Source organism: Mesorhizobium sp. M0898, assembly GCF_040319695.1.
In the GTDB taxonomy this organism is placed as follows: domain Bacteria; phylum Pseudomonadota; class Alphaproteobacteria; order Rhizobiales; family Rhizobiaceae; genus Mesorhizobium.
Genome location: NZ_JAMYOE010000029.1, coordinates 39,868 through 64,029, shown reverse-complemented (window position 1 = coordinate 64,029; position 24,162 = coordinate 39,868). Strand labels below are relative to the sequence as shown.

The window sequence follows — 24,162 nt, the reverse complement described above, 5'->3', positions numbered from 1 at the left end:
TGGCCTTTGGCCGTGAGGCCGAATGCCGCCATTACGGCAAATGGTCAATCAATCCGTTCAGCAGGAGCAGCAGCACCCCGGCGGCCACAGCCGCAGCCGCATCGTCCAGCATGATACCGGCCCCACCCCTTACCTTGTCATGTGCGATACGGATGGGCCAAGGCTTGACGACGTCGAAAAACCGGAAAGCAAGGAAGCCTGCTGCCCACCAGAGCGGATCGAGGGGCAGCATGGAAAGGGTTAGGGCCGCGCCGAAGGTCTCATCAATGACGACGATCTGCGGATCCTCCGTCCCGGTACGGGAGATAACATACGATGACGCCCATACGCCGACGGCGAACAGGGCCACGTAGGCAAGCACCGTCAGCCAAGGTGATGCGGGTATCAAAGCCGCGGCAACAGCCACTCCAACCATTGCGCCGGCCGTGCCCGGCCATATTGGAGATAATCCCGCGCCGACAGAGGTCGCGAGCAGGTAGGCGAACTTGGGTGGAAACTTATGCATCGATTTTCGGCCGGCTTCCCACGGATCGCAAGCGATCATAGTCACATCGTTCGGGTGCTGCCGCCAGACTGCTGTTCGATTTGCACCACCTCACAAGGGCATCGCCCAAACCGTGAAAATGCTGTCGGGCAGCTGTCGCAGCGACTGGAAGTTCTGTTTCGCCGCCAGCTCGGCGAGTACCTTAATCTGCCGGCCCCATTCGCCAAACGAGATCGTTTTTGCGGCAAGTTGAGAACGTTGCTGAGCCCGGTCTCGGCCCGCATTGGCCAACCGAAACGGTGGCGACGGTGGAACAAACCCGCAAATTGCTGGTAAACCCGTCAACCGACATCATCAGAGGAGCCGCCATGATCGCCGGTCTCATGAAAAGTCGCATCGACCCGCTATGGGAGCAGGCCGCCTCTCCGCTGATCGGGATCGGCATGACGCCGAACCAGGTTACGGCCAGCGGGCTGGTGCTCGTGGCTTTGTCTTCGGCCGCCTACGCGTTTCATCATTCAAGTCTTGCCTTTGGCCTTTGCCTGGCGTTTGCCTTCAGCTTCGATGCGCTGGACGGTGCGGTCGCCCGCCGGACAAATATGAGCACCAAGGCCGGTGGCTATTTCGACGCCGTCGTCGACCGCTATCAGGAATTGGCCGTCTTTGCGGCTATCGGCTGGGTTGCCGATCTGTGGGCGATCGCAATGTTCGCATTCGCGGGCGGGATCCTCACCAGTTACGCCAAGGCGCGGACGGCGCTGGAAATCCCTGTGAAAAACCACGGTTGGCCGGATTTCTTCGAGCGGATGGAACGTCTGGTGTTCATTTGCGTGCTGCTCGCCGCCGACGGAGTCGCGACCGCGATGGGCGCGGCTTCGCCCTGGATTCTGGCGGGTGGGTTCGCGCTGTACGCAGTGCTGGCCAACGCCACAGCCCTGCAACGGATCAGTCGCGCATTTGCGATGCTGAAACGAGCCGACGGGAAGCAGCCGTGAGACTACGGGGATGCTTGCACTTGGCCTCACCTGAGGCTAATGGCATTTGGAAATATAGCCGATGTGCTGGGGCTGCCGCCCAAGGAGACGGCTGCACGGTCGCCATTCGGGCTGATGGCTCGAATCGAAGACGGATTGCCGTTGGGTGCGCTTGAACGCGTCTCACAATTGCTGGCACCGGCCGATACGCAATTCAAATATCGCCTCGTCCCAAAGGCAACTTATGAGCGCCGCAAGAGAGGTGCTCTCCGACTCTCTTCGGAAGAGGGCATGCGGGTGGCGCGGGTGGCGCGCCTATGGAACCTGGCCCTCGACGTTTGGCAGATCGAAGGTGAGGCTCGTGACTTTCTGTTTCGGTCTCATCCCATGCTGGAAGACCGACGCCCGATCGACGTGGTCATTCAAAGCGAGATCGGCGCCGAACTGGTGCTCGATATCCTTGCAGGCCTGAAGTACGGCACCGCTGCTTGACGGCACAGATACTCGATCGCATGCTGCAGTGCTTCAGGATCGGCGATCCAGCCGGCACATATCCGATCTTCGACGCGACGGGCTCGACGATAGCGCCTGGCCGCTGGAACACGCCCGGCAGCCCGTTGATCTACACCAGCGAGCATTATTCAACGGCCTTGCTGGAAAAGCTGGTGCACGGCAGCGGCAGACTGCCGCCCAACCAGCCTTACGTCCAGATCATGCTTCCGCGCGGGCTGAGCTACGAAATCTTTTCTCAGCCGTCGTTGCCCGGATGGGATATGATGCCGGCAACGGTGAGCAAGGAATTCGGTGAGACATGGTGTGTCGAGCGCCGCAGCGCGATCCTGATCGTGCCAAGCGTCGTGGCTCGCCCCGACAACAACGTGTTGATCAATCCGGCACATCCGGAGTTTTCCCTGATCACGGCCAGCCTGCATCAACCCGTATACTGGGATAGCCGCCTGTTTGGCTCCTGAGCCGGGCAGAGAGGCAGGTTCCTACTTAACACAACCCGTCAGCGCCAACTCAAGCCTGGAGCGACATGGGTCAGGATCGCCTCGATGGCATGGACATTGTACTCGACGCCGAGCTGGTTGGGGACGGTAAGCAGCAGCGTATCGGCCTCGGCGATGGCTTCGTCGCCCTTTAGCTGCTCGATCAGGACGTCCGGTTCGGCGGCATAGGAGCGGCCGAACACCGCGCGTCTGTCTGCCTCGATGTAACCGAAATGATCTCCGCTCTGGTTGCCGCCCAAATAGGCGCGGTCGCGATCGTCGACCAAGGCAAAAATGCTCCGGCTGACCGACACCCGCGGCTCGCGCGCGTGACCGGCCGACTTCCAGGCCTCGCGAAAAGCCCTGATCTGTTCGGCCTGCTGGATGTGAAACGGCTTTCCGCCTTCGTCGAATTTGAGCGTGGAGCTCTGCAGGTTCATCCCCAGCTTCGCCGCCCATTCGGCGGTGGCGTTTGTGGCGGCGCCCCACCAGATGCGCTCGCGCAGGCCCTCCGAGTGCGGCTCGACGCGAAGCAGGCCAGGCGGGTTGGGAAACATCGGCCGCGGGTTGGGCTGCGCAAAGCCTTTGCCCAGCAACACTTCGAGCAGCACTCCGGTGTGTCTACGGGCCATGTCGGCATCGCTCTCGCCCTCTTGCGGGGCGTAGCCGAAGTAGCGCCATCCCTCGATCACCTGCTCCGGCGAGCCTCGGCTGATGCCCAGCTGCAGACGCCCTCCGGCGATTAGGTCGGCGGCGCCGGCGTCCTCGGCCATGTAGAGCGGGTTCTCATAGCGCATGTCGATCACCGCCGTGCCGATCTCGATTCGGCTGGTCTTTGCGCCGACCGCCGCCAGCAGCGGGAAGGGCGAGGCGAGCTGGCGGGCGAAGTGATGCACGCGGAAATACGCGCCGTCCGCACCCAGCTCCTCGGCCGCGACCGCCAACTCGACGGACTGCAAAAGCGCGTCGGATGCCGTCCGCGTCTGCGATTGCGGCGAGGGCGTCCAGTGCCCGAACGAGAGGAAACCAATCTTCTTCATGAGAACCAGCCTAAAGGGGAGCCAGGTGCAGACTATGCTGCGGCGCGCAGCAAAGCATCGCAAAATCGGTGCCGATGACCGCCTGCCTTGACGCGCAAAGCTTGAATCGGCGGTTGTTGATCAACGATGGCCGACCGTGCCGAGCTGCCGTCGGACGCCAGCCTAGGAAGGTGCCGCGAATGCGAGCGCTATCGCGATGAGGATCAACAGCGGTCCCATCCATTTGAAGCGAGTCCCAAAGTTGGTCCACCATGCTTGCTGCTGGCCGGGGCGAGCTTGGAACGGGTCCGCGAGAAATCCGAAGCCGATGCCAGCCATCCACAACCCGGCGCAGAACATGATGAACTCGTCGATGTATTCCGCGACCATGCTTCGAAGCTTTCGAATTTATGCCGCCGCTACATGCGCCGAATTCGAGCCGATATAGTTTCGGATCGTTTCGATGATCCGGTCCTGGTCAGCCTCGCTCAGATAGGGATGCATTGGCAGGCACAGGATGCGCTTCGGCAGCTCTTCCGAAACGGCAAGGCCGGTCGGCGTGCGCGGATAATCGCGATAGGCAATCTGGCTGTGCAGCGGTTTCACATAGTAGATGACCGACGGAATGCCCTTTTCACCGAGATGTGCCTTGAGCCCGTCCCGTTTCGGCGTTTCGATGGCGTATTGCGCCCAGGCCGAGCGGCCGCCGCCCAGATTGCGCGCCGCCTTGACGATATCGCCGAGACCTTCGGCATAGCGATTGGCGACCGCTTGCCGCGCCACCATCTCGTCCTCGAGGATGGCCAGCTTCTCTATCAGGATCGCCGCCTGAAGCGTGTCGAGCCGTGAATTGATGCCGACGCGGACATTGTCATATTGCGTTTCGCCCTTTCCGTGAAAGGCGAACGAGCGCAGCTGTTCGGCCAGCGCATCGTCATTGGTGAACATCGCACCGCCGTCGCCATAGCAGCCGAGCGGCTTTGCCGGATAGAAGCTGGTCGAGCCGACGGTGCCGAACGAGCCGCACATCTTGCCGTCAGCCGAGCCGCCGGTCGCCTGCGCCGCATCCTCGATGACCATCAGGCCTTCGCGATCGGCGATGGCCATGATCGCCTCGTAATCGGCGGCGAGGCCGAACAGGTCGACGGGAATGATTGCCTTCGGCCTCAGCCGGCCCTCCGCCTTGATCATGGCAATTGCCGCCTCGAGGCTGGCGATGTCGATATTGTAGCTGTCGGCATCGACATCGACGAACACCGGTTCGGCCTTGGTCAGCGCCACCACTTCGGCCGTGGCGGCGAAGGTGAAGCTCGGCACGAACACCGCGTCGCCCGGGCCGATGCCGGCGGCAAACAGCGGCAGCAGCAGCGCATCGGTGCCGTTGGCGCAAGCGACCACGTGCTTGATGCCGATATAGGCGGCGAGCTTGTTTTCGAATTCGGTGACCTGCGGTCCGAGAATATAGCGGCCTTCGTCGACAACCCGGTCGATTGCCGCTTTCAGCCTGTCGCGGATGCGTTCGCGCTGCGCGCCAAGATCGATGAACTGCATGTCGGCCTCAAACGGTTTTAGTCAGATAACCGGCCGCTGGTAGCAGACTTGGTACGGCCGAGAAAGCCGCAGGGCAAAAACCCTGAATTGCTCAAGTGTCGCAGCCTGTTACCTCTGATTTCCGATCTGGCCTCTTAAAGGCGTGGAAATCCGGGCTTCGGCCGGCCTGTTACAGGCTTCGCACCCCGCCCGCCAGGCTGGACGAAACATAAAGTGATCGCCGGTGAGCAGTCCATGGGCTGCGCACCAGCCGGTCAGGCGATTTCATGCCGCCATGGCGGGTTGGCGCCGGCCCGCGATACCGTCACCGCCGCGGCCTTGGCGCCAAGCGTCAGCGCCTTGTGGATGGCGTCTTCCGGCAAACTGGCGATTGCCGTCTTCGACAGCAGACCCTGTTCATGCAAGGAGGCAAGAATGCCGGCATTGAATGTGTCGCCGGCTCCGACCGTATCGACCACCTCGACCTTGTCCGGCACGACGGTGACCCGGTGCTGGCTGCTGTAACCGACCGCGCCTTCGCTGCCGTGGGTGACCACGATCAGCTTTGGGCCGCGATCCAGCCAGTTACGGACGACGTCTTCATGCGAGCCGGCTTCGCCGAACCAGTTCAAATCCTCGTCCGACAGTTTCACGATGTCGGCCATCGCCATCATGCCGCGGATGCGCCTGAGGTGCTTGGCCTTGTCGGGAATGAAGTTTGGCCGGATGTTGGGGTCGAGCATCATCACGCGACGCTCATGTTCGCGCCGCATGAACTCCTCATAGGCCGATCCGGCCGGCTCCGAGATCAGGCTGATGGCGCCGAACAGCATGGCCTCGATCTCGCTGCCGAGTTCCGGCAGGTCCTCGATGGTCAGCATGCGCCCGGCGGTGTTCTCGTCATAGAAGGTGTAGGTCGCTTGGCCGTTGGTGAGCCGCACGAAGGCGAGCGTGGTCGGCCGCGGCGAAGTGTGCGCATAGGTCGAGCTGACCTTGCTGTTCCCCAGCGCCTCCCTGAACTGCCCGCCGAACAGATCCGACGACAGGCCGGAGAAAAAGGCAGCGGGCGCGCCGAGCCGGCCTAGCGCAATGGCCGAGTTGAAGACGGCACCGCCGACATAGGGGGCAAAGGCCGGCTCGCCCTCCGTCGTGGTCCGCGGCAGCATGTCGATCAGGGCTTCGCCGCAGCAGAGGATCATGAAGTCTTGCTTTCCGGCGGATAGATCACGCCCTTGCGAATGATGATGTTGGCATAAAGCCGCGGCTCGCTAGTCGCGACGATCGCGTGCGCGGCCTTGACCCGTGCATAGAAGTCGGCACCGGCAAGCGCAACCACCTTGCGGCCCGGCGCACGCCTGGCGCAGATCGCTTCCATCTCATAGTGAACCGGATCGGCGAGCAGGGGATCGCCTTTGGCCGAGGCGCGAAACAGCGCCTGCGGCACGGCGTCGTCGACCGGCAATACGCTCAATACCGCATCGAGCACGGGGACGAGATGATGACCGTCGGCGCGGACCAGCCGCTGTGCCTGCTGCTCGGCCGGGTAGTTGCCGTCGACCAAGGCGATCTCGTCGCCATGGCCCATGGCGCGCAATATCGCCAGAAGCTCGGGGCCGAGCAGCGCCGGGATGCCGATCAGCATGCTCAGAAGCTCCGGGAAATCGTGGTCGAGCCGATGAGGAAGCGCTCCGACAGCGGCAGGCTGGCGCCACCCAGCGCCCGCGCATGGATGCCGACGGTTCCCTCGCGAACGGCCGGCAGCCTCAGGCCTTCGCCGTCGATCCGGCCGATGGCCTGGATAACGGCATCGACAAGCCGCCTGCGCACGGCAAGCGGCATCCATCCGTCGATCACCGCGGCATCGAAGTCAATGACGGAGGAGGCCGAAACGATGGCATAGGCAAGCGCCTGCGAGGCGCTGGCGATCCAGTCGTCAAGCTCGGCGCCGATCTCGCCCCAGTCCCCCGGTGATGTCCACAGATGCGAGGCCTCGATGCCGCGCGCGTTGAGCGCCTTTTCCAGCATGGCGATCGACGCCACGTCGATCAACTGCGTCGGCTTGCCGTCCGGCCCTGGCACCGGCATCGAGCCCAGCGCGCCGGCATTGCCGGTTGGGCCACCAAACAACCGGCCGTTCAGCACGATGCCGCCGCCGGCAAAGGCACCGATATAGAAATAGACGAAATCGCGTGCCGCACCCGCCGCGTGGCCGAACACGAGCTCGGCGCCGCAGGCCGAGGTGGCGTCGTTCTGCAGATAGACTGGAAATTCGCATTGCGCCTGGATATCGGCGCGGATGTCGCGATGGCGCCATTCGTCCATGATTTCACGCGGCGCGCCGGCGGTGTCGGCCCAGTTCCACAATTCGAACGGCATGGCGATGCCAAGCCCGGCAATGCGTTTATCCTGCGCCGGGGTGAGTTCGCCGCGCATCTTCTTCATGCCGCTTGTGACGAATTCCACCGTTTCGCGCGGCGCCGGATAGCGGTAGGAATGCTGCAGCATCGAGCGCACACTGCCGAGGAAATCGATCAGCACCAATTCGGCGCTGCGGCGGCCGATCTTCAGGCCGATGAAATAGGCGCCGTCGGGATTGAGCGCCATGGGTATCGAGGGCTGGCCGATCTTGCCGCGCAACGGCGCCTGGCGGACGAGCAGGTCGTCCTCCTCCAGCTCGCGCATGATGACCGACACTGTCTGCGCCGAAAGGCCGGTCATACGTGCGATGTCGGATTTGGCCAGGCTGCCGTGCTGGCGCACCAGCGACAGCACCAGCCGCTCATTGTGGTCCCGCATGCCGCTTTGATTGGTGCCGCGGTGCAGGCGGCTTTCGGCCGCATCGGGCGAGCCGTGCCTCGTAATGCCGGTCTCCACCCTGTTCCTCCCGTCGTTTCCCCTCAATGCTTTTGGTCTAGAGTGAGTGAACAATCCTGCGTTGTCAATAATAAATAAGAGTGATTTAATTATTGACAGTGCTGCCGGACTGGTGTCTCTTGAGGTCGGCGCCGACACTGGGAGATTTCGTCGGACGCGCTGCAGATGCCGGTTGGCCGGCATCCTAAATGGTTCCATGGGAGGAAAATCGTGACCACGTCAAAACTGTTGAAATCCACCGTGTTTGCCGCGGCCGGACTGAGCCTGATGGCCTTTGCGTCGACGGCATCGGCCGCCGGGGTCGGCGCCTGCTTGATCACCAAGACCGACACCAATCCCTTCTTCGTCAAGATGAAGGAAGGTGCGGCGGCCAAGGCCAAGGAGCTTGGCGTCGATCTCAAGACTTACGCCGGCAAGATCGACGGCGACAGCGAGAGCCAGGTGGCTGCAATCGAGAGCTGTATCGCCGACGGGGCCAAGGGTATCCTCATCACCGCGTCCGACACCAAGGGTATCGTGCCGACCGTGAAGAAAGCGCGGGACGCCGGGCTGTTGGTGATCGCGCTCGACACCCCGCTTGATCCGATCGATGCGGCTGACGCGACCTTCGCGACCGACAATCTGGAAGCCGGCAAGCTGATCGGCGCATGGGCCGCCGCGACGCTTGGCGATAAGGCCAAGGATGCCAAGATCGGCTTCCTCGACCTGACGCCGTCGCAGCCCACGGTGGATGTGCTGCGCGACCAGGGTTTCATGATGGGCTACGGCATAGACGTGAAGGACCCCAACAAGATCGGCGACGAGGACGATCCGCGCATCGTTGGCCACGACGTGACGAACGGCAATGAAGAGGGTGGTCGCAAGGCGATGGAGAACCTTCTGCAGAAGGATAACACCATCAACGTCATCCACACCATCAACGAGCCCGCAGCTGTCGGCGCCTACCAGGCGCTGAAGGCCGTCGGTCTCGAAAGCCAGGTGCTGATCGTCTCGGTCGACGGTGGCTGCCCCGGCGTGAAATCGGTGACCGAAGGCGTGATCGGCGCTACCTCGCAGCAATATCCGCTGCAAATGGCGGCGCTCGGCATCGAGGCGATCGCCACTTTCGCCAAGGACGGGACGAAGCCGAAGCCGACCGAAGGCAAGAACTTCTTCGATACCGGCGTCAATCTTGTCACCGACAAGCCCGCCAACGGTGTGAAGTCCATCGACACCAAGGAAGGCCTCGCCAAGTGCTGGGGTTGAGCCTGGCCTGACCGGCAACAGATCGCGATCGGCCGGGGCTTGATCCCCGGCCGCTCCGGGTGGACGATGTGCCGATCTAAACGCAAATAGTGCCGGCGGCAGACCGGAAGGCGTGGATGGCGTCGGCGGTTGGCCGAAGCCCAGGGGAGGAAACATGGCTCAAGCACAAGAATTCGAAAAAGTTCTATCGAGCAGCGACACAAGCGTCGCCGCGTTCGACGACCATAAATCGGCCGTCAAGCGTGCCCAGCATTTCCTGCATTCCACGCCGGCAGCAGTGCCGCTTATCGTGTTGGTTCTGGCTATCATTATTTTTGGTATCACCATCGGCGGGCGTTTTTTTTCATCCTATACGCTGACGCTGATCCTTCAGCAGATCGCCATTGTCGGCATTCTGGGCGCCGCACAGACGCTGGTGATCCTGACTGCCGGCATCGACCTGTCGATTGGCGTGATCATGGTGATTTCGGCTGTGATCATGGGCAATTGCGCGGTCAGCTACGGTATGCCGGCCGTGCTCGCGGTGGCGATCGGGCTTCTCGCCGGTGGCGCGTGCGGCCTGCTCAACGGTGTGCTGGTCGCCTACATGAAGCTGCCCCCCTTCATCGTGACGCTCGGCACCTGGAACATTGTCATGGCCACCAACTTCATCTATTCGGCCAATGAGACGATCCGCGACACCGACGTCGACGTCCAGGCGCCTCTGCTGCACCTGTTTGCCCTGAGCTTTAAGGTCGGCACGGCCGTGCTGACGCTTGGCGTCATTGCCATGGTCGTTCTCGTGTTGGTCCTCTGGTACGTGCTCAACCACACCGCATGGGGCCGCCATGTCTACGCGGTCGGCGACGATCAGGAGGCTGCGAAACTGTCGGGCATCCAGACGAAGAAGGTGCTGATGACCGTCTATGCCCTTGCCGGGCTGATCGCCGCCTTCGCAGCTTGGGTCTCCATCGGCCGCAATGGCTCGATCTCTCCTTCCGCCGCTGTCACCGACTACAATCTTCAGGCCATCACCGCGACGGTGATCGGCGGTATTTCTCTGTTCGGCGGGCGCGGCTCGATCCTCGGCACGCTGTTCGGCGCCATGATCGTCGGCGTCGTCTCGATGGGCCTCAACATGCTGGGCGCCGATCCGCAGTGGAAGGTGCTGCTCACCGGCGTGCTGATCATCGGCGCCGTGGCCATCGATCAATGGATCAGAAAGGTTTCGGCATAGCCATGACCCAGGAACCCATCCTCATCGCGCGCGGTCTGGTCAAGCGCTATGGCCGCGTCACCGCCCTCGACAACGCCGATTTCGACCTCTATCCGGGCGAAATCCTTGCCGTCATTGGCGACAACGGCGCCGGCAAGTCGTCGCTTATCAAGGCGATTTCCGGCGCGGTCGTGCCCGACGAAGGTGAGATACGACTTGAAGGCAAGCCCGTTGCGTTCAAGTCGCCGATGGAGGCACGGGAGGCCGGCATCGAAACAGTCTATCAGAACCTGGCTCTGTCGCCGGCGCTGTCCATCGCCGACAACATGTTCCTCGGCCGGGAGATCCGCAAGCCGGGGTTCCTCGGCGAATGGCTGCGCATGCTCGACCGCCCGGCGATGGAAAAGCGCGCCCGCGACAAGCTCACGGAGCTTGGCCTGATGACCATCCAGAACATCAGCCAGGCCGTGGAAACGCTTTCCGGCGGCCAGCGTCAGGGCGTGGCGGTGGCGCGCGCCGCCGCCTTTGGCAGCCGGGTGGTGATCATGGATGAGCCGACGGCGGCGCTTGGCGTCAAAGAGAGCCGCCGCGTCCTCGAACTGATCCTCGACGTGAAGAAGCGAGGCCTGCCGATCGTGCTGATTTCACACAACATGCCGCATGTCTTCGAGGTGGCGGACCGCATCCACATTCACCGGCTCGGCCGTCGCCTGTGCGTCATCGATCCGAAGCAGTATACGATGTCCGACGCGGTCGCCTTCATGACGGGCGCCAAGGTGCCGCCGGAAGCGGCGCTGGCGGCTTGAGCAAGAACTTGAGGCCCATCGCCAAGGGTCCCAAACGCGCTGTTTCCAAATGCCAAATTGCCGCAGGGCAACCCGGCTTGCGATCACCTGAATCGATTGAACATCCGGTGGGATGCACTAGCATTGGCAGAGATGGTGAAAGCCGCATGATCCTGGCAACGTCACGAGAGGCAGCATGACGCGCGCGATGACAACCGAAGCTCCTCTGCCCACGCTCAAAAACCCGGATCCCAAGACGCTCGCCGAGGAAGTCTTGCAAGCCCTCAAATACAGGCTCGGCAAGGGCACCAACGTTGCAACCCAGTACGATTGGCTCACCGCCTCGATCAAGGTTGTACGCGACCGCATAGTCGATCACTGGATGCAGGCGACCCAAGAGGCCTACGCCCAGCAGGAAAAGCGCGTCTATTACCTGTCGCTGGAATTCCTCATCGGCCGCCTGATGCGCGATGCCTTCTCCAATCTCGGCCTGATGGACAATATGCGCGAGGCGCTGTCGTCGCTTGGCGTCGACCTCGACATCATTGCAGCGCTCGAACCGGACGCTGCCCTTGGCAATGGCGGTCTTGGCCGGCTCGCCGCCTGCTTCATGGAAAGCATGGCGACCGTCAATATCCCCACGCATGGCTACGGCATCCGCTACGCCAACGGCATGTTTCGGCAGGAGATCCATGACGGCTGGCAGGTGGAGCTGCCCGAGACGTGGCTCGATCACGGCAATCCCTGGGAGTTCGAGCGCCGCGAACGCTCCTTCGAGGTCGGTTTCGGCGGCTCGGTGGAATCGATCACCTCGAAGGACGGCAGGCTCGAGCGGCACGTCTGGAAGCCGACCGAACATGTTCTGGCCGTTGCCTACGATACGCCGGTGGTTGGCTGGCGGGCCAACCGCGTCAACACGCTGCGTCTGTGGTCCGGCATGCCGGTCGACCCGATCCTGCTCGACAAGTTCAATGCCGGCGATCACATCGGTGCGCTCGCCGAAAGCAACAAGGCCGATGCGTTGTCGCGCGTCCTTTACCCGGCCGATTCCCACAAGGCCGGCCAGGAGTTGCGGCTCAGGCAGGAGTATTTCTTCTCCACCGCCTCGCTGCAGGACATCGTCCAGCGTCATCTCAGCCAGTATGGCGACCTGCAATCGCTGCCCGACAAGGCGGCGATCCATCTTAACGACACCCATCCGGCCATCGCCGTCCCCGAGTTGATGCGCCTGTTGATGGATGTCCATGGCATGGATTTCGACCAGGCCTGGAGCATCACCAAGCGCACTTTCGGCTACACCAACCACACGCTCCTTCCCGAAGCGCTGGAAAGCTGGCCCGTGCCGCTGTTCGAGCGGCTGTTGCCGCGCCACATGCAGATCGTCTACGCCATCAACGCCGAGGTGCTGCTCGAGGCGCGCGCCTCCGACCAGTTCTCGGACGAGCAGATCAGCCGCATCTCGCTGATCCAGGAAAATGGCGATCGGCGCGTGCGTATGGGCAATCTGGCCTTTGTCGGCTCGCACTCCATCAACGGCGTCTCGGCACTGCATACGGAATTGATGAAGGAGACGGTGTTTGCCGACCTCCACAGGCTCTACCCGGATCGCATCAACAACAAGACCAACGGGATCACACCACGGCGCTGGCTGATACAGTGCAATCCCGGCCTCACTGCACTCACCCGAGAGGCGATTGGCGACGGCTTCCTCGACGACATCGACGAGATAAAGCGGCTTGATCCTTTCGCTGAGGACGCAGCCTTCCGCGACAAGTTCGCCGCCGTCAAACGGGCGAACAAGATGAGGCTTGCCAAGCTCGTTGCCGACCGGCTCGGCATCAAGGTCGACCCATCGGCGCTGTTCGACATCCAGGTCAAGCGCATCCACGAATACAAGCGCCAGCTCTTGAACATTCTCGAGGCGGTCGCGCTTTACGACCAGATCCGCTCGCATCCGGAGCGCGACTGGATGCCTCGCGTCAAATTCTTCGGCGGCAAGGCGGCGCCCAGCTATCACAACGCCAAGCTGATCATCAAACTTGCCAATGACGTCGCCCGGGTCATCAACCGCGACCCGGCGGTGCGCGGCTTGCTGAAAGTGGTATTCGTGCCGAACTACAATGTCAGCCTGGCCGAGATCATGATGCCGGCCGCCGATCTTTCGGAGCAGATATCGACCGCCGGCATGGAAGCGTCCGGCACCGGCAACATGAAGTTCGCGCTGAACGGCGCGCTGACCATCGGCACGCTCGACGGCGCCAATGTCGAGATCAAGGAATGCGTGGGCGACGATAATATCTTCATCTTCGGCCTGACCACCGATGAGGTCGCCGAGCGGCGCAACAATGGTTACGATCCGCGCGCTGTGATCGAGGGATCGCCTGAATTGGCGCAGGCGCTGGCCGCGGTTTCATCCGGAGTCTTTTCACCTGACGATCCGGACCGTTATCGCGACCTGATCAACGGTCTTTACCAGAGCGACTGGTTCATGGTCGCCGCGGATTTCGATGCCTACGCCGCCACCCAGCGCGACGTCGATGCCGTCTGGCGCAACAGCCCGGACTGGTACGCCAGAGCCATCCGCAATGTCGCGCGCGTCGGCTGGTTCTCGTCCGACCGCACGATCCGCCAATATGCGAAAGACATCTGGCACGTGCCCGCCTGATGTGATTGCATGAGACTACGAACAATGTGGCCCTAGTGGAGTGATTTGACCCTCGCATCCCTTGGAGGGTAAGGCGGCATGGCGAATGTCGAATTCAAAACTCCACTAGAAACATACACTTGGTGCCCGGGGAGGGTCACTGCCTGATGAGCAAGCCGCGCGCGACCGTTGCGACAAACGGGCCGGACGGACTGGCGCCAGCCGGCGATGTCGCGGCGATTGTCGCCGGCACCCACGGCGATCCGTTTGCCGTGCTTGGCGTGCATGAGGCGGGAAAGGGCTTTGTCGCCCGCTGCTTCGTCCCTTATGCCGAGTTCGTCACCGCCTATACGCTGACCGGCAAGAAGGCCGGCGAGCTGTCGAGACGCGACGACAGCGGTTTCTTCCAAGGCAAACTGTCGCTGCGCAAACGCCAGCCGCTGCGCTATCACGCCAGGAATTCCGGCGGTGACTGGTGGCTGACCGATCCATATTCCTTCGGTCCCGTGCTCGGCCCGCTGGACGATTATTACATCGCCGAAGGGTCGCATCTCAGGCTGTTCGACAAGCTCGGCGCCCATCTCATCGACCATGAAGGTGCATCGGGTGTGCATTTTGCGGTGTGGGCGCCCAATGCAAGGCGCGTCTCGGTGGTCGGCGACTTCAACGAGTGGGATGGCCGCAGGCATACCATGCGCGTCCGCCGCGATACCGGCATCTGGGAGCTGTTCATTCCCGACATTGGCGCTGGCCGCCCATATAAGTATGAAATCATCGGGCCGGATGGCGTGAGATTGCCGCTCAAAGCCGATCCGTTCGCCTTCAAGTCCGAACTGCGCCCGGCCACCGCCTCGGTGACGGCGCTGCCGCCGGCGCACGAATGGGGCGACGAGGCGCACCGGAACTACTGGCGCAATGCCGACCACAGGCGCGAAGCCGTATCGATCTACGAGGTCCATGCCGGGTCATGGCGGCTTCACGACGACGGCAGCTTCTTGTCGTGGGACGAGCTCGCCGACAGGCTGATCCCTTACGTGGTCGAGACCGGTTTTACCCACATCGAATTCATGCCGATCTCCGAACACCCTTATGACCCGTCCTGGGGCTACCAGACGACGGGTCTTTATGCGCCGACTGCCCGCTTTGGCGATCCGGACGGTTTTGCCCGCTTCGTCGACGGCGCCCACCGCGCCGGGATCGGCGTCATCCTCGACTGGGTGCCGGCGCATTTCCCGGTTGACGAACACGGTCTGGCAAAGTTCGACGGTACCGCGCTCTACGAACATGCCGATCCGCGCAAGGGCTTCCATCCCGACTGGAACACAGCGATCTACAATTTCGGCCGTCGCGAAGTGATTTCGTTCCTGGTCAACAATGCGCTGTTCTGGGCCGAGAAATATCACGTCGACGGACTGCGCGTCGATGCGGTCGCCTCGATGCTTTATCTCGATTATTCGCGCAAGGCCGGTGAATGGATTCCCAACGAGAAGGGCGGGCGAGAGAACCTCGAAGCGGTCAGCTTCCTGCAGCGGATGAACAAGGAGGTCTACGGCCACCATCCAGGTGTGATGACCATCGCCGAGGAATCGACCTCGTGGCCGAAAGTCTCGCAGCCGGTGCATGAAGGCGGACTGGGCTTCGGTTTCAAGTGGAACATGGGTTTCATGCATGACACTTTGGAGTATTTCTCCAAGGAGCCGATCTTCCGCAAGCATCACCACAACGACATCACCTTCGGCCTGGTCTACGCTTTCAGCGAGAATTTTGTGCTGCCGCTGTCCCATGACGAGGTGGTGCACGGCAAAGGCACGCTGCTCAACAAGATGGCCGGCGACGACTGGCAGAAATTCGCGACGCTGCGGGCCTACTACGCCTTCATGTGGGGTTATCCTGGCAAGAAGCTGTTGTTCATGGGCCAGGAGTTCGCACAGCGCCGCGAGTGGAGCGAGGCGCGCGCGCTCGACTGGAACCTGCTCGATTTCCGGTTCCACCGTGGCGTCTGGCAGACGGTGCGCGATCTCAACTATCTCTACCGCTCGCGCCCCGCGCTGCATGCCCGCGACTGCGAGCCGGAGGGCTTTTCCTGGCTGATCGTCGACGACAGCGCGAACTCGGTCTTTGCCTGGCTGCGCAGCGCGCCTGGCGGCAACCCGGTCGCCGTCATTTCCAACTTCACGCCGGTGCCGCGCGACAATTACCGCGTGCCGTTGCCGCAGGCCGGAACATGGCGCGAGATCATCAACACCGATGCCACGGATTATGGCGGTTCCGGCAAGGGCAATAGCGGCGTCGTCGAGGCTCGGGCGGAAGGGGGAGGGATTTCGGCGACGATGCTTTTGCCGCCGCTGTCGACGATCATGCTCGAATTCGTCCCGGACTGAGCTATGTCTGGAGCATCTAACCTGGGAGGATAGGAATGGCTGAAATAAAACGAACACAGCCGCTGGCACGCGACGCCATGGCTTATGTGCTGGCAGGCGGCCGTGGTAGCCGGCTCAAGGAACTGACCGACCGCCGCGCCAAGCCGGCGGTCTATTTTGGCGGCAAGACCCGCATCATCGATTTCGCGCTCTCCAATGCGCTCAATTCCGGTATCCGCCGCCTCGGCGTCGCCACCCAGTACAAGGCGCATTCGCTGATCCGCCATCTGCAGCGCGGCTGGAACTTCCTGCGGCCCGAGCGCAACGAGAGTTTCGACATCCTGCCTGCCAGCCAGCGTGTATCGGAAACGCAATGGTATGAGGGCACGGCCGACGCCGTTTACCAGAACATCGACATCATCGAGGCCTACGGGCCGGAATACATGGTCATCCTGGCCGGCGACCACATCTACAAGATGGACTACGAAATGATGCTGCGCCAGCATGTCGAGGCCGGCGCCGACGTCACCGTCGGCTGCCTCGAAGTGCCACGCATGGAAGCCACCGGCTTCGGCGTCATGCATGTCGATCCCAAGGACACCATCATCTCCTTCATCGAAAAGCCCGCCGATCCGCCGGGCATTCCCGACAAACCGGATTTCGCGCTGGCCTCGATGGGCATCTATGTGTTCAAGACCAAATTCCTGATGGAGCAATTGCGTCGCGATGCGGCGGAGCCCGGCTCGAGCCGGGACTTCGGCAAGGACATCATCCCCTACATCGTCGAGCACGGAAAGGCGATCGCCCATCGTTTTGCCAAATCCTGCGTGCGCTCGACCGCCGAGAACGAGGCCTATTGGCGCGACGTCGGCACGGTCGACGCCTATTGGGAGGCCAATATCGACCTGACCGACATCACGCCGGAACTCGACCTTTACGACCGCGATTGGCCGATCTGGACCTATGCCGAGTTGAAGCCGCCGGCAAAATTCGTGCATGACGAGGATGGCCGCCGCGGGTCGGCCGTGTCGTCTCTCGTGTCGGGCGATTGCATCGTTTCGGGCGCTTCGCTGAAGCGAAGCCTGATCTTCACCGGCGCGCGCATCAATTCCTATTCGACGCTGGAGGAGGTCGTCATGCTGCCGGACGTCCATGTCGGCCGCAACGCCAGGTTGAAGCGCGTGGTCATCGATCACGGCGTCAGGATCCCGGAGGGTCTGGTGGTCGGCGAGGATCCCGTCCTCGACGCCAAGCGTTTCCGCGTTTCGGAAAAAGGCATCTGCCTCGTCACGCAGGACATGATCAACAGGCTGGGATCGTAGTGCATGCAGGTTCTGTCGGTGGCGCCCGAGATCTTTCCGCTGGTCAAGACGGGCGGGCTCGCCGACGTGACCGGCGCCTTGCCCGTGGCATTGGCCGGCAAGGGCGTCACCATGCGCACGCTCGTCCCCGGCTATCCTCAGGTGATGGGCGCCTTCAGGAAAAAGAAGCCGGTTCAGCAATATCCATTGCTGCAGGGCGGCAAGGCTTCGGTGTATGCCGCCCAGATCGCCGGGCTCGACCTGTTCGTGCTTGACGCGCCGCATCTTTTCGACCGTCCCGGCGGCCCATACGGCAACGCGACAGGCGCCGACTGGCCGGACAATTGGCGGCGGTTCGCGGCCTTGAGCCAGGTAGGCGGTGATATTGCCGGCGGCGCGATCTCGGGCTACCTGCCCGATATCGTCCATGCCCATGACTGGCAGTCGGCAATGACGCTTGCCTACATGCGCTACGGCAAGGCGGTCGGCACGCCGTCGATGATCACCGTGCACAACCTAGCCTTCCAAGGCCAGTTCGGCGCCGGCATTTTTGGCGAGCTTGGCCTGCCGGCGGCGGCGATGGCGCTCGACGGCGTCGAATATTACGGCGGCGTCGGCTTCCTCAAGGCCGGCCTGCAGGCGGCGTGGGCGATCACCACGGTCAGCCCGACCTATGCGCAGGAAATCCGCTTGCCCGAATTCGGCATGGGCCTCGACGGCCTGATCAACATGCGCTCCGTCGATCTCCATGGCATCGTCAACGGCATCGATACCGAGATCTGGAACCCGGAAACCGACAAGCATCTGGTCTCCAACTACACCGCAAAGACGCTCAAGGCGCGAATGCCCAACAAGGCCGCGGTCGAGGACCGTTTCAGCCTCGATCGCGATGATAGCCCGATCGTCTGCGTCGTCAGCCGGCTGACCTGGCAAAAGGGCATGGACATACTGGCTGCGGCCATCGACGGCATCGTTGCAAGAGGTGCACGGCTGGCGATCCTCGGCTCCGGCGACGCTGGGCTGGAAGGCGCGTTGCTTGCCGCCGCAGCCCGCCATCGCGGCCGCATCGGCGTCGTCGTCGGCTATGACGAGGGACTCTCCCACACCATGCAGGGCGGCTGCGACGCAATCATTATCCCATCGCGCTTCGAACCTTGCGGGCTGACACAGCTTTACGGCCTGCGCTATGGCTGCGTGCCGGTCGTCGCGCGCACCGGCGGCCTTGCCGACACGATCATCGATGCCAACGAAGCCGCCATCTCTGCCGGCGTGGCGACCGGTTTCCAGTTTGCGCCCGCCAATGCCGGCGCCTTGCTGCACGCCGTCCGCCGCCTTGTCGAGGCGCATGCCAATCCCGCAGTGTGGACGTCGATGCAGCGGCAAGGCATGAAGGCCGACGTTTCGTGGGACAAAAGCGCCGAAAAATATGTCCAACACTATCGCTTGCTGCTTTCGAAAAGGGCTGCCTGACTGATGATCCGCACCGTCGCCACCAAACCCTATCCCGACCAGAAGCCCGGCACGTCCGGGCTGCGTAAAAAGGTCCCCGTGTTCCAGCAGGAGCACTATGCCGAGAACTTCATCCAGTCGATCTTCGACGCGCTGGACGGGTTCGAGGGCAAAACCCTGGTGATCGGCGGCGACGGCCGCTTCTATAACCGCGAGGTCATCCAGAAGGCCATCGCCATGGCCGCGGCAAACGGCTTCGGCAAGGTGATGGTCGGGCAGGGCGGCATCTTGTCGACGCCGGCCGCTTCGCATGTCATCCGCAAATACAAGACCTTTGGCGGCATCATCCTGTCGGCCAGCCACAATCCGGGTGGCCCGCATGAGGATTTCGGCATCAAGTACAATGCCGGCAATGGCGGCCCGGCGCCGGAAAAGCTGACCGATGCGATCTTCGAAAAAACCAAGGCGATTTCAAGCTTCAAGATCGCCGATATCGGGCAGGTCGACATCGACACGATCGGCACGGTCAAGACGGGGGACATGACCGTCGAAATCATCGATCCTGTCGCCGACTATGCCGAACTGATGGAAAGCCTGTTCGATTTCGACGCATTGCGGGCGCTGTTCAGGTCGGGCTTCCGCATGCGCTTCGACGCCATGCATGCGGTGACCGGCCCCTACGCCAAGGAGATCCTCGAAAACCGGCTCGGCGCGCCCAACGGCACCGCCCGCAATTTCATTCCGCTGCCGGATTTCGGCGGCCATCATCCCGATCCCAATCTGGTGCACGCAAAACACCTATACGACGAGATGATGGGGCCGGATGCGCCAGACTTTGGCGCCGCCTCGGATGGCGACGGCGACCGCAACCTGATTATCGGCAAGGGAATTTTCATCACCCCGTCGGATTCGGTGGCGATGCTCGCCGCCAACGCCCATCTGGCGCCGGGCTACAAGGCGGGGCTGAAAGGCATCGCCCGCTCGATGCCGACCAGCGGTGCTGCCGATCGGGTCGCCGAAAAGCTCGGCATCGGCATCTACGAGACGCCGACCGGCTGGAAATTTTTCGGCAATCTGCTCGATGCCGGCATGGCAACGATCTGTGGCGAGGAGAGTGCGGGGACCGGCTCCAACCATGTCCGCGAAAAGGACGGCCTGTGGGCTGTGCTTTTATGGCTCAACATCCTTGCCGTTCGCGGCGAAAGCGCCAAGCAGATCGTCACCCAGCATTGGGCGGCCTATGGCCGTAACTATTATTCGCGCCACGACTACGAGGAGGTCGAGACCGATCGTGCCAACGCGCTTGTCGGCGAGTTGCGCGCCAAGCTCGGCTCGCTGCCTGGCACTAGCGTGCGCGGCATGACGATCGCCAGCGCCGATGATTTCGCCTATCACGATCCGGTCGACGGCTCGGTCAGCGAGAACCAGGGCATCAGGGTGCTGTTCGAAGGCGGCTCACGCGTCGTCTTCCGCCTGTCCGGCACCGGCACCTCGGGCGCGACGCTGCGGCTTTATGTCGAGCGCTACGAGCCGGACAAGAACCGCCACGATCTCGACACCCAGGAGGCGCTTGCCGATCTGATCGCGGCGGCCGACGACATTGCCGGGATTCGCAGCCATACCGGCCGCGCCAAGCCGAGCGTCATCACCTGATGTCGTCGGGACTATCCGCCGGCTATCGTCCGCGATTTGGCGGGCTTGCCGGGGAGGGCGGTATCCGCTTCGCCGCATGGTCCTCGTCGGCTCGGCGCATCTGGGTCTCGATTTTCGACGAACACGGCAACCGCGAAGTCGACCGGCTGGAACTCCAGTCGGAAGACGAGGGCGTCCATGCACTTTTTGTTACCGGTCTCGCCGCCGGGACCCGATACGGGTTCCGCGCCGATGGCGACTACGCGCCGGAACACGGTCTCTGGTTCGATCCCGACAAGCTGCTGGCCGATCCCTATGCCGTCGAGATCGACAGGCCCTATGCCTATGACGGCCGGCTCGCCGCGCGCCGGGGCGAGGGGGCCGACACGGCGCCGCTGATGCCGAAAGCCATCGCCGGCGCCTTGCCGGAATCCTTGCCCGCCTTGCCGCCGCTGTTTCGGCCCGGCGGCCTTATCTACGAAGTGCCGGTACGCGCCTTCACAAAGCTGCATCCCGACATTCCCGAGAAGCAACGCGGCACCATTGCAGCGCTCGCTCACCCCCTCGTTGTCGAGCATCTGCAAAAACTCGGCGTGGCAGCCATTGAGTTGATGCCGGTGACTGCATCGATCGACGAACGGCATTTACCGCCGCTCGGTCTGCGCAACGCCTGGGGTTATAATCCCGTGACCTTCATGGCGCTCGATCCGCGACTGGCGCCCGGCGGTCTGGCCGAGTTGCGCGGAACGGTCGCCGCGCTGCGCGAGGCCGGCATCGGCACCATTCTCGACCTGGTGTTCAACCACACCGGCGAAAGCGACCGGCTCGGCCCGACATTGTCGCTGCGCGGGCTCGACAGTCGCGCCTACTACCGGCACGAGGCCGACGGCGCTCTGGTCAATGACACCGGAACCGGCAATACGCTCGCCTGCGAGCATCCGGTCGTCCGGGAAATGGTCCTCCACACGCTTCGCCACTTTGTCCAGCGCGCCGGTGTCGACGGATTCCGCTTCGACCTGGCGCCGATCCTCGGCCGCGTCGACGGCGTCTTCGACTCCGATGCGCCGCTGCTGAACGCCATTCGCAACGACCCTGTTCTTGGCGACCGGGTGCTGATCGCCGAGCCTTGGGATATCGGACCGGATGGCTATCAGCTCGGCAATTTTCCGCCGCCCTTCCTCGAATGGAACGACAAATACCGCGACGATATCCGCCGCTTCTGGCGCGGCGACGGCGGCATGATCGGTGCCCTGGCGACGCGGCTTGCCGGTTCGTCCGACGTCTTTGCCAAAGCAGGCCAGACAACGAGCCGCAGCATCAACTTCATCGCCGCGCATGACGGCATGACGCTGGCCGATATCGTCGCCTATGGGCACAAGCACAACGAGGCCAATGGCGAACAGAACCGCGATGGTCACGACGACAACCTGTCCTGGAACGATGGCGTCGAGGGCGAGACCAGCGACCAGTCAATCGTTACGGCCCGTTTCGATGACCAGCGCGCGCTGCTGGCGACGCTCTTTGCCTCGCGCGGCACGATCATGCTGACGGCCGGCGACGAGTTCGGCCGCACGCAGCGCGGCAACAACAACGCCTACGCGCAGGACAATGACATCACCTGGCTCGACTGGGCCGGGCGCGACCTGGCGCTCGAACACCATACGGCTCTGCTCGCCAGGATGCGTCGTGTCGTGCCGGCGCTCTTGGACACAATGTTCCTGACCGGAGAACCGCCTGCGGGCTCGGAAATCCCAGACGTAGCCTGGCTGACGGAAACCGGCGTGCCGTTCGACGAGGCAGCCTGGGACGATGCCAGGCGGCACCGGCTGGTCATGGTTCTCGGTAGCGGTGAGAACAGTCGCCTTGCGGTGGTCATCAATGGCGACCGCCGGGCCTGCATGTTCACGCTGCCGGAACGGGCGGGTTTTCATTGGCGCCCAGCTATCGAACCGGATAGTAGCGATATCTCGCGGCCGGTGCCTGGGCGAACAGTCCTGTTCATGATCGAAAGCAGGACAGCGCGTGCGGGCGCAGGGGAGAGCCATGATGGCTGACAATGCCGAATGGTGGCGCGGCTGCGTCATCTACCAGATCTACCCGCGCTCCTTCCAGGACACGACAGGCGACGGCAGCGGCGATCTCAGCGGCATCACCTCGAGGCTGGCCCATGTCGCATCGCTCGGTGCCGACGCCGTTTGGCTGTCGCCTTTTTTCAAGTCGCCAATGGCCGATATGGGTTACGACGTTTCGGATTACTGCGCCGTCGATCCGATGTTCGGCACATTAGAGGATTTCGACGCACTGATTGCGGAGGCGCACCGGCTCGGCCTGAAGGTGATCATCGATCAGGTCTTGTCGCATTCGTCGGATCGGCACGAATGGTTCGTCGAAAGCCGCACGAGCCACGACAACCCCAAGGCCGACTGGTACGTCTGGGCCGATGCGAAGCCCGACGGCACCGCCCCCAACAACTGGCTGTCGCTTTTCGGCGGCCCGGCCTGGGAATGGGACGCAACGCGTAGGCAATATTACCTGCACAATTTCCTCGCCTTGCAGCCGGACCTGAATTTCCACAACCCACAGGTGCAGGACGCCTTGCTGGAAACGGTGCGGTTCTGGCTCGAGCGCGGCGTCGACGGTTTCCGGCTGGATACGGTCAACTATTACGTCCACGACCGCTGGCTGCGCAGCAACCCGCCTTTGGCGGAAAGCGTCGCCGGCACCAATACGGCAACCAGCCCCTATCTCTATCAGGAGCATCTGTTCGACAAGAGCCAGCCGGAAAACCTTGCTTTCCTCAGGCGCTTCCGGGCCTTGCTTGACGAATATGAAGGCCGCGCCGCTGTCGGCGAGATTGGCGACGAAACGCGTTCCTTGCAGACACTCGCCGCCTATACCGGCGGTGGCGACAAGCTCCAAATGTCCTACACGTTCGACCTGCTCGGCCCGCAATTCTCGGCGTCGCATGTGCGTGGCTGTGTCGAGGCCTTCGAGAGTAAGGTATTCGACGGCTGGGTTTGCTGGGCGTTCTCCAACCACGATGTCGTGCGCCATGTCAGTCGATGGAAAAGGCCGGGCGGCGATCCGGACAGGGTGGCGAAATTCTCGATCGTGCTGCTTTCCTGCCTGCGCGGATCGATCTGCCTCTACCAGGGCGAAGAACTCGGGCTGGAGGAGGCCGAACTGGCGTTCGAGGATTTGCGCGATCCTTTCGGCATCCGCTTCTGGCCGGGGATCAAGGGGCGGGATGGGTGCCGAACGCCGATGGTCTGGGAGACTGGCGCCGACAATGCCGGCTTTTCGACGGGCAAGCCGTGGCTTCCGGTCCCGGCAAGCCATCGCGACCGGGCGGTCGACGTCCAGGACGGCGAGCAAACCTCCGTCCTGGCGAGCTACCGGGCGATGCTGGCCTTGCGCAAGCAGCATCCGGCGCTGGTTCGAGGCTCGATCCGGTTCCTCGATGCCGAAGGCGACGTCCTTGCCTTCATTCGCGAAGGCGGTGACGAAAAGCTGCTCAGTGTCTTCAATTTCGCCGACGAGCCGGCCGGCTGGCAATTGCCACCGGATCTGGAAGCGATAGAGCCGAGAGATCTTGGCGGTGCTGCCGGCGTCTTGCAGGAAAGAACTCTGTCGCTGCCGCCGCTGGGCTGCTTCCTCGGCCGGATTGGCTGAGCTCTATTC

Annotated in this window: 20 protein-coding genes; 13 read left to right on the top strand and 7 right to left on the bottom strand. The window is 62.7% G+C overall.

Features of this window, described 5'->3' with window-relative positions; all coding sequences use genetic code 11:
• Positions 1–31: 31 nt before the first annotated feature.
• Positions 32–544, bottom strand: coding sequence for a phosphatidylglycerophosphatase A family protein (locus NKH90_RS24650; RefSeq protein ID WP_352614882.1), 513 nt, complete (start codon positions 542–544; stop codon positions 32–34).
• 308 nt (positions 545–852) lie between these two features.
• On the opposite strand from NKH90_RS24650, the gene NKH90_RS24645 reads away from it, so the two are divergent.
• The 3 genes from NKH90_RS24645 to NKH90_RS24635 are packed head-to-tail and all read left to right on the top strand — an operon-like array spanning position 853 to position 2,429.
• Complete coding sequence (locus tag NKH90_RS24645; RefSeq protein ID WP_352470942.1) at positions 853–1,479, top strand: CDP-alcohol phosphatidyltransferase family protein; 627 nt, start codon at positions 853–855, stop codon at positions 1,477–1,479.
• Between the two features lie 39 nt (positions 1,480–1,518).
• Positions 1,519–1,950, top strand: a complete 432-nt coding sequence (locus tag NKH90_RS24640) for an antitoxin Xre-like helix-turn-helix domain-containing protein (RefSeq protein ID WP_352614887.1) — start codon at positions 1,519–1,521, stop codon at positions 1,948–1,950.
• Complete coding sequence (locus NKH90_RS24635; protein ID WP_352503465.1) at positions 1,947–2,429, top strand: RES family NAD+ phosphorylase; 483 nt, start codon at positions 1,947–1,949, stop codon at positions 2,427–2,429. The genes NKH90_RS24640 and NKH90_RS24635 overlap by 4 nt, the downstream gene beginning before the upstream one ends.
• A gap of 38 nt (positions 2,430–2,467) precedes the next feature.
• On the opposite strand, the gene NKH90_RS24630 is transcribed toward NKH90_RS24635, so the two are convergent.
• From NKH90_RS24630 to NKH90_RS24605, 6 genes are all read right to left on the bottom strand, one after another.
• Entirely contained in the window at positions 2,468–3,487 is a 1,020-nt protein-coding gene (locus NKH90_RS24630) for an LLM class flavin-dependent oxidoreductase (protein WP_352821501.1), read from the bottom strand.
• Positions 3,488–3,649: 162 nt separating this feature from the next.
• Positions 3,650–3,856, bottom strand: coding sequence for a hypothetical protein (locus NKH90_RS24625; protein ID WP_352470946.1), 207 nt, complete (start codon positions 3,854–3,856; stop codon positions 3,650–3,652).
• A gap of 18 nt (positions 3,857–3,874) precedes the next feature.
• On the bottom strand, positions 3,875–5,017 hold the full coding sequence (locus NKH90_RS24620) for a DegT/DnrJ/EryC1/StrS family aminotransferase (RefSeq protein ID WP_352540722.1): 1,143 nt from the start codon (positions 5,015–5,017) through the stop codon (positions 3,875–3,877).
• A gap of 254 nt (positions 5,018–5,271) precedes the next feature.
• Entirely contained in the window at positions 5,272–6,195 is a 924-nt protein-coding gene (locus NKH90_RS24615) for a carbohydrate kinase family protein (RefSeq protein ID WP_352470948.1), read from the bottom strand.
• Entirely contained in the window at positions 6,192–6,638 is a 447-nt protein-coding gene (locus NKH90_RS24610; RefSeq protein WP_352470949.1) for an RbsD/FucU family protein, read from the bottom strand. The genes NKH90_RS24615 and NKH90_RS24610 overlap by 4 nt, the downstream gene beginning before the upstream one ends.
• Before the next feature lie 2 nt (positions 6,639–6,640).
• On the bottom strand, positions 6,641–7,870 hold the full coding sequence (locus NKH90_RS24605; RefSeq protein WP_352470950.1) for an ROK family transcriptional regulator: 1,230 nt from the start codon (positions 7,868–7,870) through the stop codon (positions 6,641–6,643).
• A 267-nt stretch (positions 7,871–8,137) separates the two neighbouring features.
• On the opposite strand from NKH90_RS24605, the gene NKH90_RS24600 reads away from it, so the two are divergent.
• The 10 genes from NKH90_RS24600 to bglA all read left to right on the top strand — a co-directional run bounded on the left by NKH90_RS24600 (position 8,138) and on the right by bglA (position 24,153).
• On the top strand, positions 8,138–9,115 hold the full coding sequence (locus NKH90_RS24600; protein WP_502893787.1) for a sugar ABC transporter substrate-binding protein: 978 nt from the start codon (positions 8,138–8,140) through the stop codon (positions 9,113–9,115).
• A 154-nt stretch (positions 9,116–9,269) separates the two neighbouring features.
• Positions 9,270–10,331, top strand: coding sequence for an ABC transporter permease (locus NKH90_RS24595; protein ID WP_352503463.1), 1,062 nt, complete (start codon positions 9,270–9,272; stop codon positions 10,329–10,331).
• A gap of 2 nt (positions 10,332–10,333) precedes the next feature.
• Positions 10,334–11,116: an ATP-binding cassette domain-containing protein gene (locus NKH90_RS24590; protein ID WP_352470952.1), complete on the top strand. Its 783-nt coding sequence runs from the start codon at positions 10,334–10,336 to the stop codon at positions 11,114–11,116.
• Positions 11,117–11,291: 175 nt separating this feature from the next.
• A complete protein-coding gene (locus tag NKH90_RS24585) occupies positions 11,292–13,760 on the top strand; it encodes a glycogen/starch/alpha-glucan phosphorylase (RefSeq protein WP_352821499.1) in 2,469 nt (822 codons plus the stop codon).
• A gap of 146 nt (positions 13,761–13,906) precedes the next feature.
• Positions 13,907–16,120 carry a 1,4-alpha-glucan branching protein GlgB gene (gene glgB / locus NKH90_RS24580; protein ID WP_352821497.1) on the top strand — a complete coding sequence of 738 codons (2,214 nt, stop codon included), beginning with the start codon at positions 13,907–13,909 and terminating at the stop codon, positions 16,118–16,120.
• A gap of 35 nt (positions 16,121–16,155) precedes the next feature.
• A complete protein-coding gene (gene glgC / locus NKH90_RS24575; protein ID WP_352490794.1) occupies positions 16,156–17,421 on the top strand; it encodes a glucose-1-phosphate adenylyltransferase in 1,266 nt (421 codons plus the stop codon).
• A 3-nt stretch (positions 17,422–17,424) separates the two neighbouring features.
• Positions 17,425–18,870 carry a glycogen synthase GlgA gene (gene glgA / locus NKH90_RS24570; RefSeq protein ID WP_352470956.1) on the top strand — a complete coding sequence of 482 codons (1,446 nt, stop codon included), beginning with the start codon at positions 17,425–17,427 and terminating at the stop codon, positions 18,868–18,870.
• A gap of 3 nt (positions 18,871–18,873) precedes the next feature.
• The gene (locus NKH90_RS24565; RefSeq protein WP_352821493.1) at positions 18,874–20,502 is read left to right on the top strand and encodes an alpha-D-glucose phosphate-specific phosphoglucomutase; all 1,629 of its coding nucleotides are present in this window, start codon (positions 18,874–18,876) and stop codon (positions 20,500–20,502) included.
• Entirely contained in the window at positions 20,502–22,535 is a 2,034-nt protein-coding gene (gene glgX, locus NKH90_RS24560; RefSeq protein WP_352821491.1) for a glycogen debranching protein GlgX, read from the top strand. Before NKH90_RS24565 ends, glgX begins: the two co-directional genes overlap by 1 nt.
• The gene (gene bglA / locus NKH90_RS24555) at positions 22,525–24,153 is read left to right on the top strand and encodes a beta-galactosidase BglA (protein WP_352770563.1); all 1,629 of its coding nucleotides are present in this window, start codon (positions 22,525–22,527) and stop codon (positions 24,151–24,153) included. The genes glgX and bglA overlap by 11 nt, the downstream gene beginning before the upstream one ends.
• Positions 24,154–24,162 lie beyond the last annotated feature (9 nt).

Excerpts from the sequence above, each read along its gene's own strand:
- NKH90_RS24650 (WP_352614882.1), bottom strand. The coding sequence starts at position 544 with ATGATCGCTTGCGATCCGTGGGAAGCCGGCCGAAAATCGATGCATAAG.
- NKH90_RS24645 (WP_352470942.1), top strand. The coding sequence starts at position 853 with ATGATCGCCGGTCTCATGAAAAGTCGCATCGACCCGCTATGGGAGCAG.
- NKH90_RS24640 (WP_352614887.1), top strand. The coding sequence starts at position 1,519 with ATGGCATTTGGAAATATAGCCGATGTGCTGGGGCTGCCGCCCAAGGAG.
- NKH90_RS24630 (WP_352821501.1), bottom strand. The coding sequence starts at position 3,487 with ATGAAGAAGATTGGTTTCCTCTCGTTCGGGCACTGGACGCCCTCGCCG.
- NKH90_RS24625 (WP_352470946.1), bottom strand. The coding sequence starts at position 3,856 with ATGGTCGCGGAATACATCGACGAGTTCATCATGTTCTGCGCCGGGTTG.
- NKH90_RS24620 (WP_352540722.1), bottom strand. The coding sequence starts at position 5,017 with ATGCAGTTCATCGATCTTGGCGCGCAGCGCGAACGCATCCGCGACAGG.
- NKH90_RS24615 (WP_352470948.1), bottom strand. The coding sequence starts at position 6,195 with ATGATCCTCTGCTGCGGCGAAGCCCTGATCGACATGCTGCCGCGGACC.
- NKH90_RS24610 (WP_352470949.1), bottom strand. The coding sequence starts at position 6,638 with ATGCTGATCGGCATCCCGGCGCTGCTCGGCCCCGAGCTTCTGGCGATA.
- NKH90_RS24600 (WP_502893787.1), top strand. The coding sequence starts at position 8,138 with ATGGCCTTTGCGTCGACGGCATCGGCCGCCGGGGTCGGCGCCTGCTTG.
- NKH90_RS24595 (WP_352503463.1), top strand. The coding sequence starts at position 9,270 with ATGGCTCAAGCACAAGAATTCGAAAAAGTTCTATCGAGCAGCGACACA.
- NKH90_RS24590 (WP_352470952.1), top strand. The coding sequence starts at position 10,334 with ATGACCCAGGAACCCATCCTCATCGCGCGCGGTCTGGTCAAGCGCTAT.
- NKH90_RS24585 (WP_352821499.1), top strand. The coding sequence starts at position 11,292 with ATGACGCGCGCGATGACAACCGAAGCTCCTCTGCCCACGCTCAAAAAC.
- glgB (WP_352821497.1), top strand. The coding sequence starts at position 13,907 with ATGAGCAAGCCGCGCGCGACCGTTGCGACAAACGGGCCGGACGGACTG.
- glgC (WP_352490794.1), top strand. The coding sequence starts at position 16,156 with ATGGCTGAAATAAAACGAACACAGCCGCTGGCACGCGACGCCATGGCT.
- glgA (WP_352470956.1), top strand. The coding sequence starts at position 17,425 with ATGCAGGTTCTGTCGGTGGCGCCCGAGATCTTTCCGCTGGTCAAGACG.
- NKH90_RS24565 (WP_352821493.1), top strand. The coding sequence starts at position 18,874 with ATGATCCGCACCGTCGCCACCAAACCCTATCCCGACCAGAAGCCCGGC.
- glgX (WP_352821491.1), top strand. The coding sequence starts at position 20,502 with ATGTCGTCGGGACTATCCGCCGGCTATCGTCCGCGATTTGGCGGGCTT.
- bglA (WP_352770563.1), top strand. The coding sequence starts at position 22,525 with ATGATGGCTGACAATGCCGAATGGTGGCGCGGCTGCGTCATCTACCAG.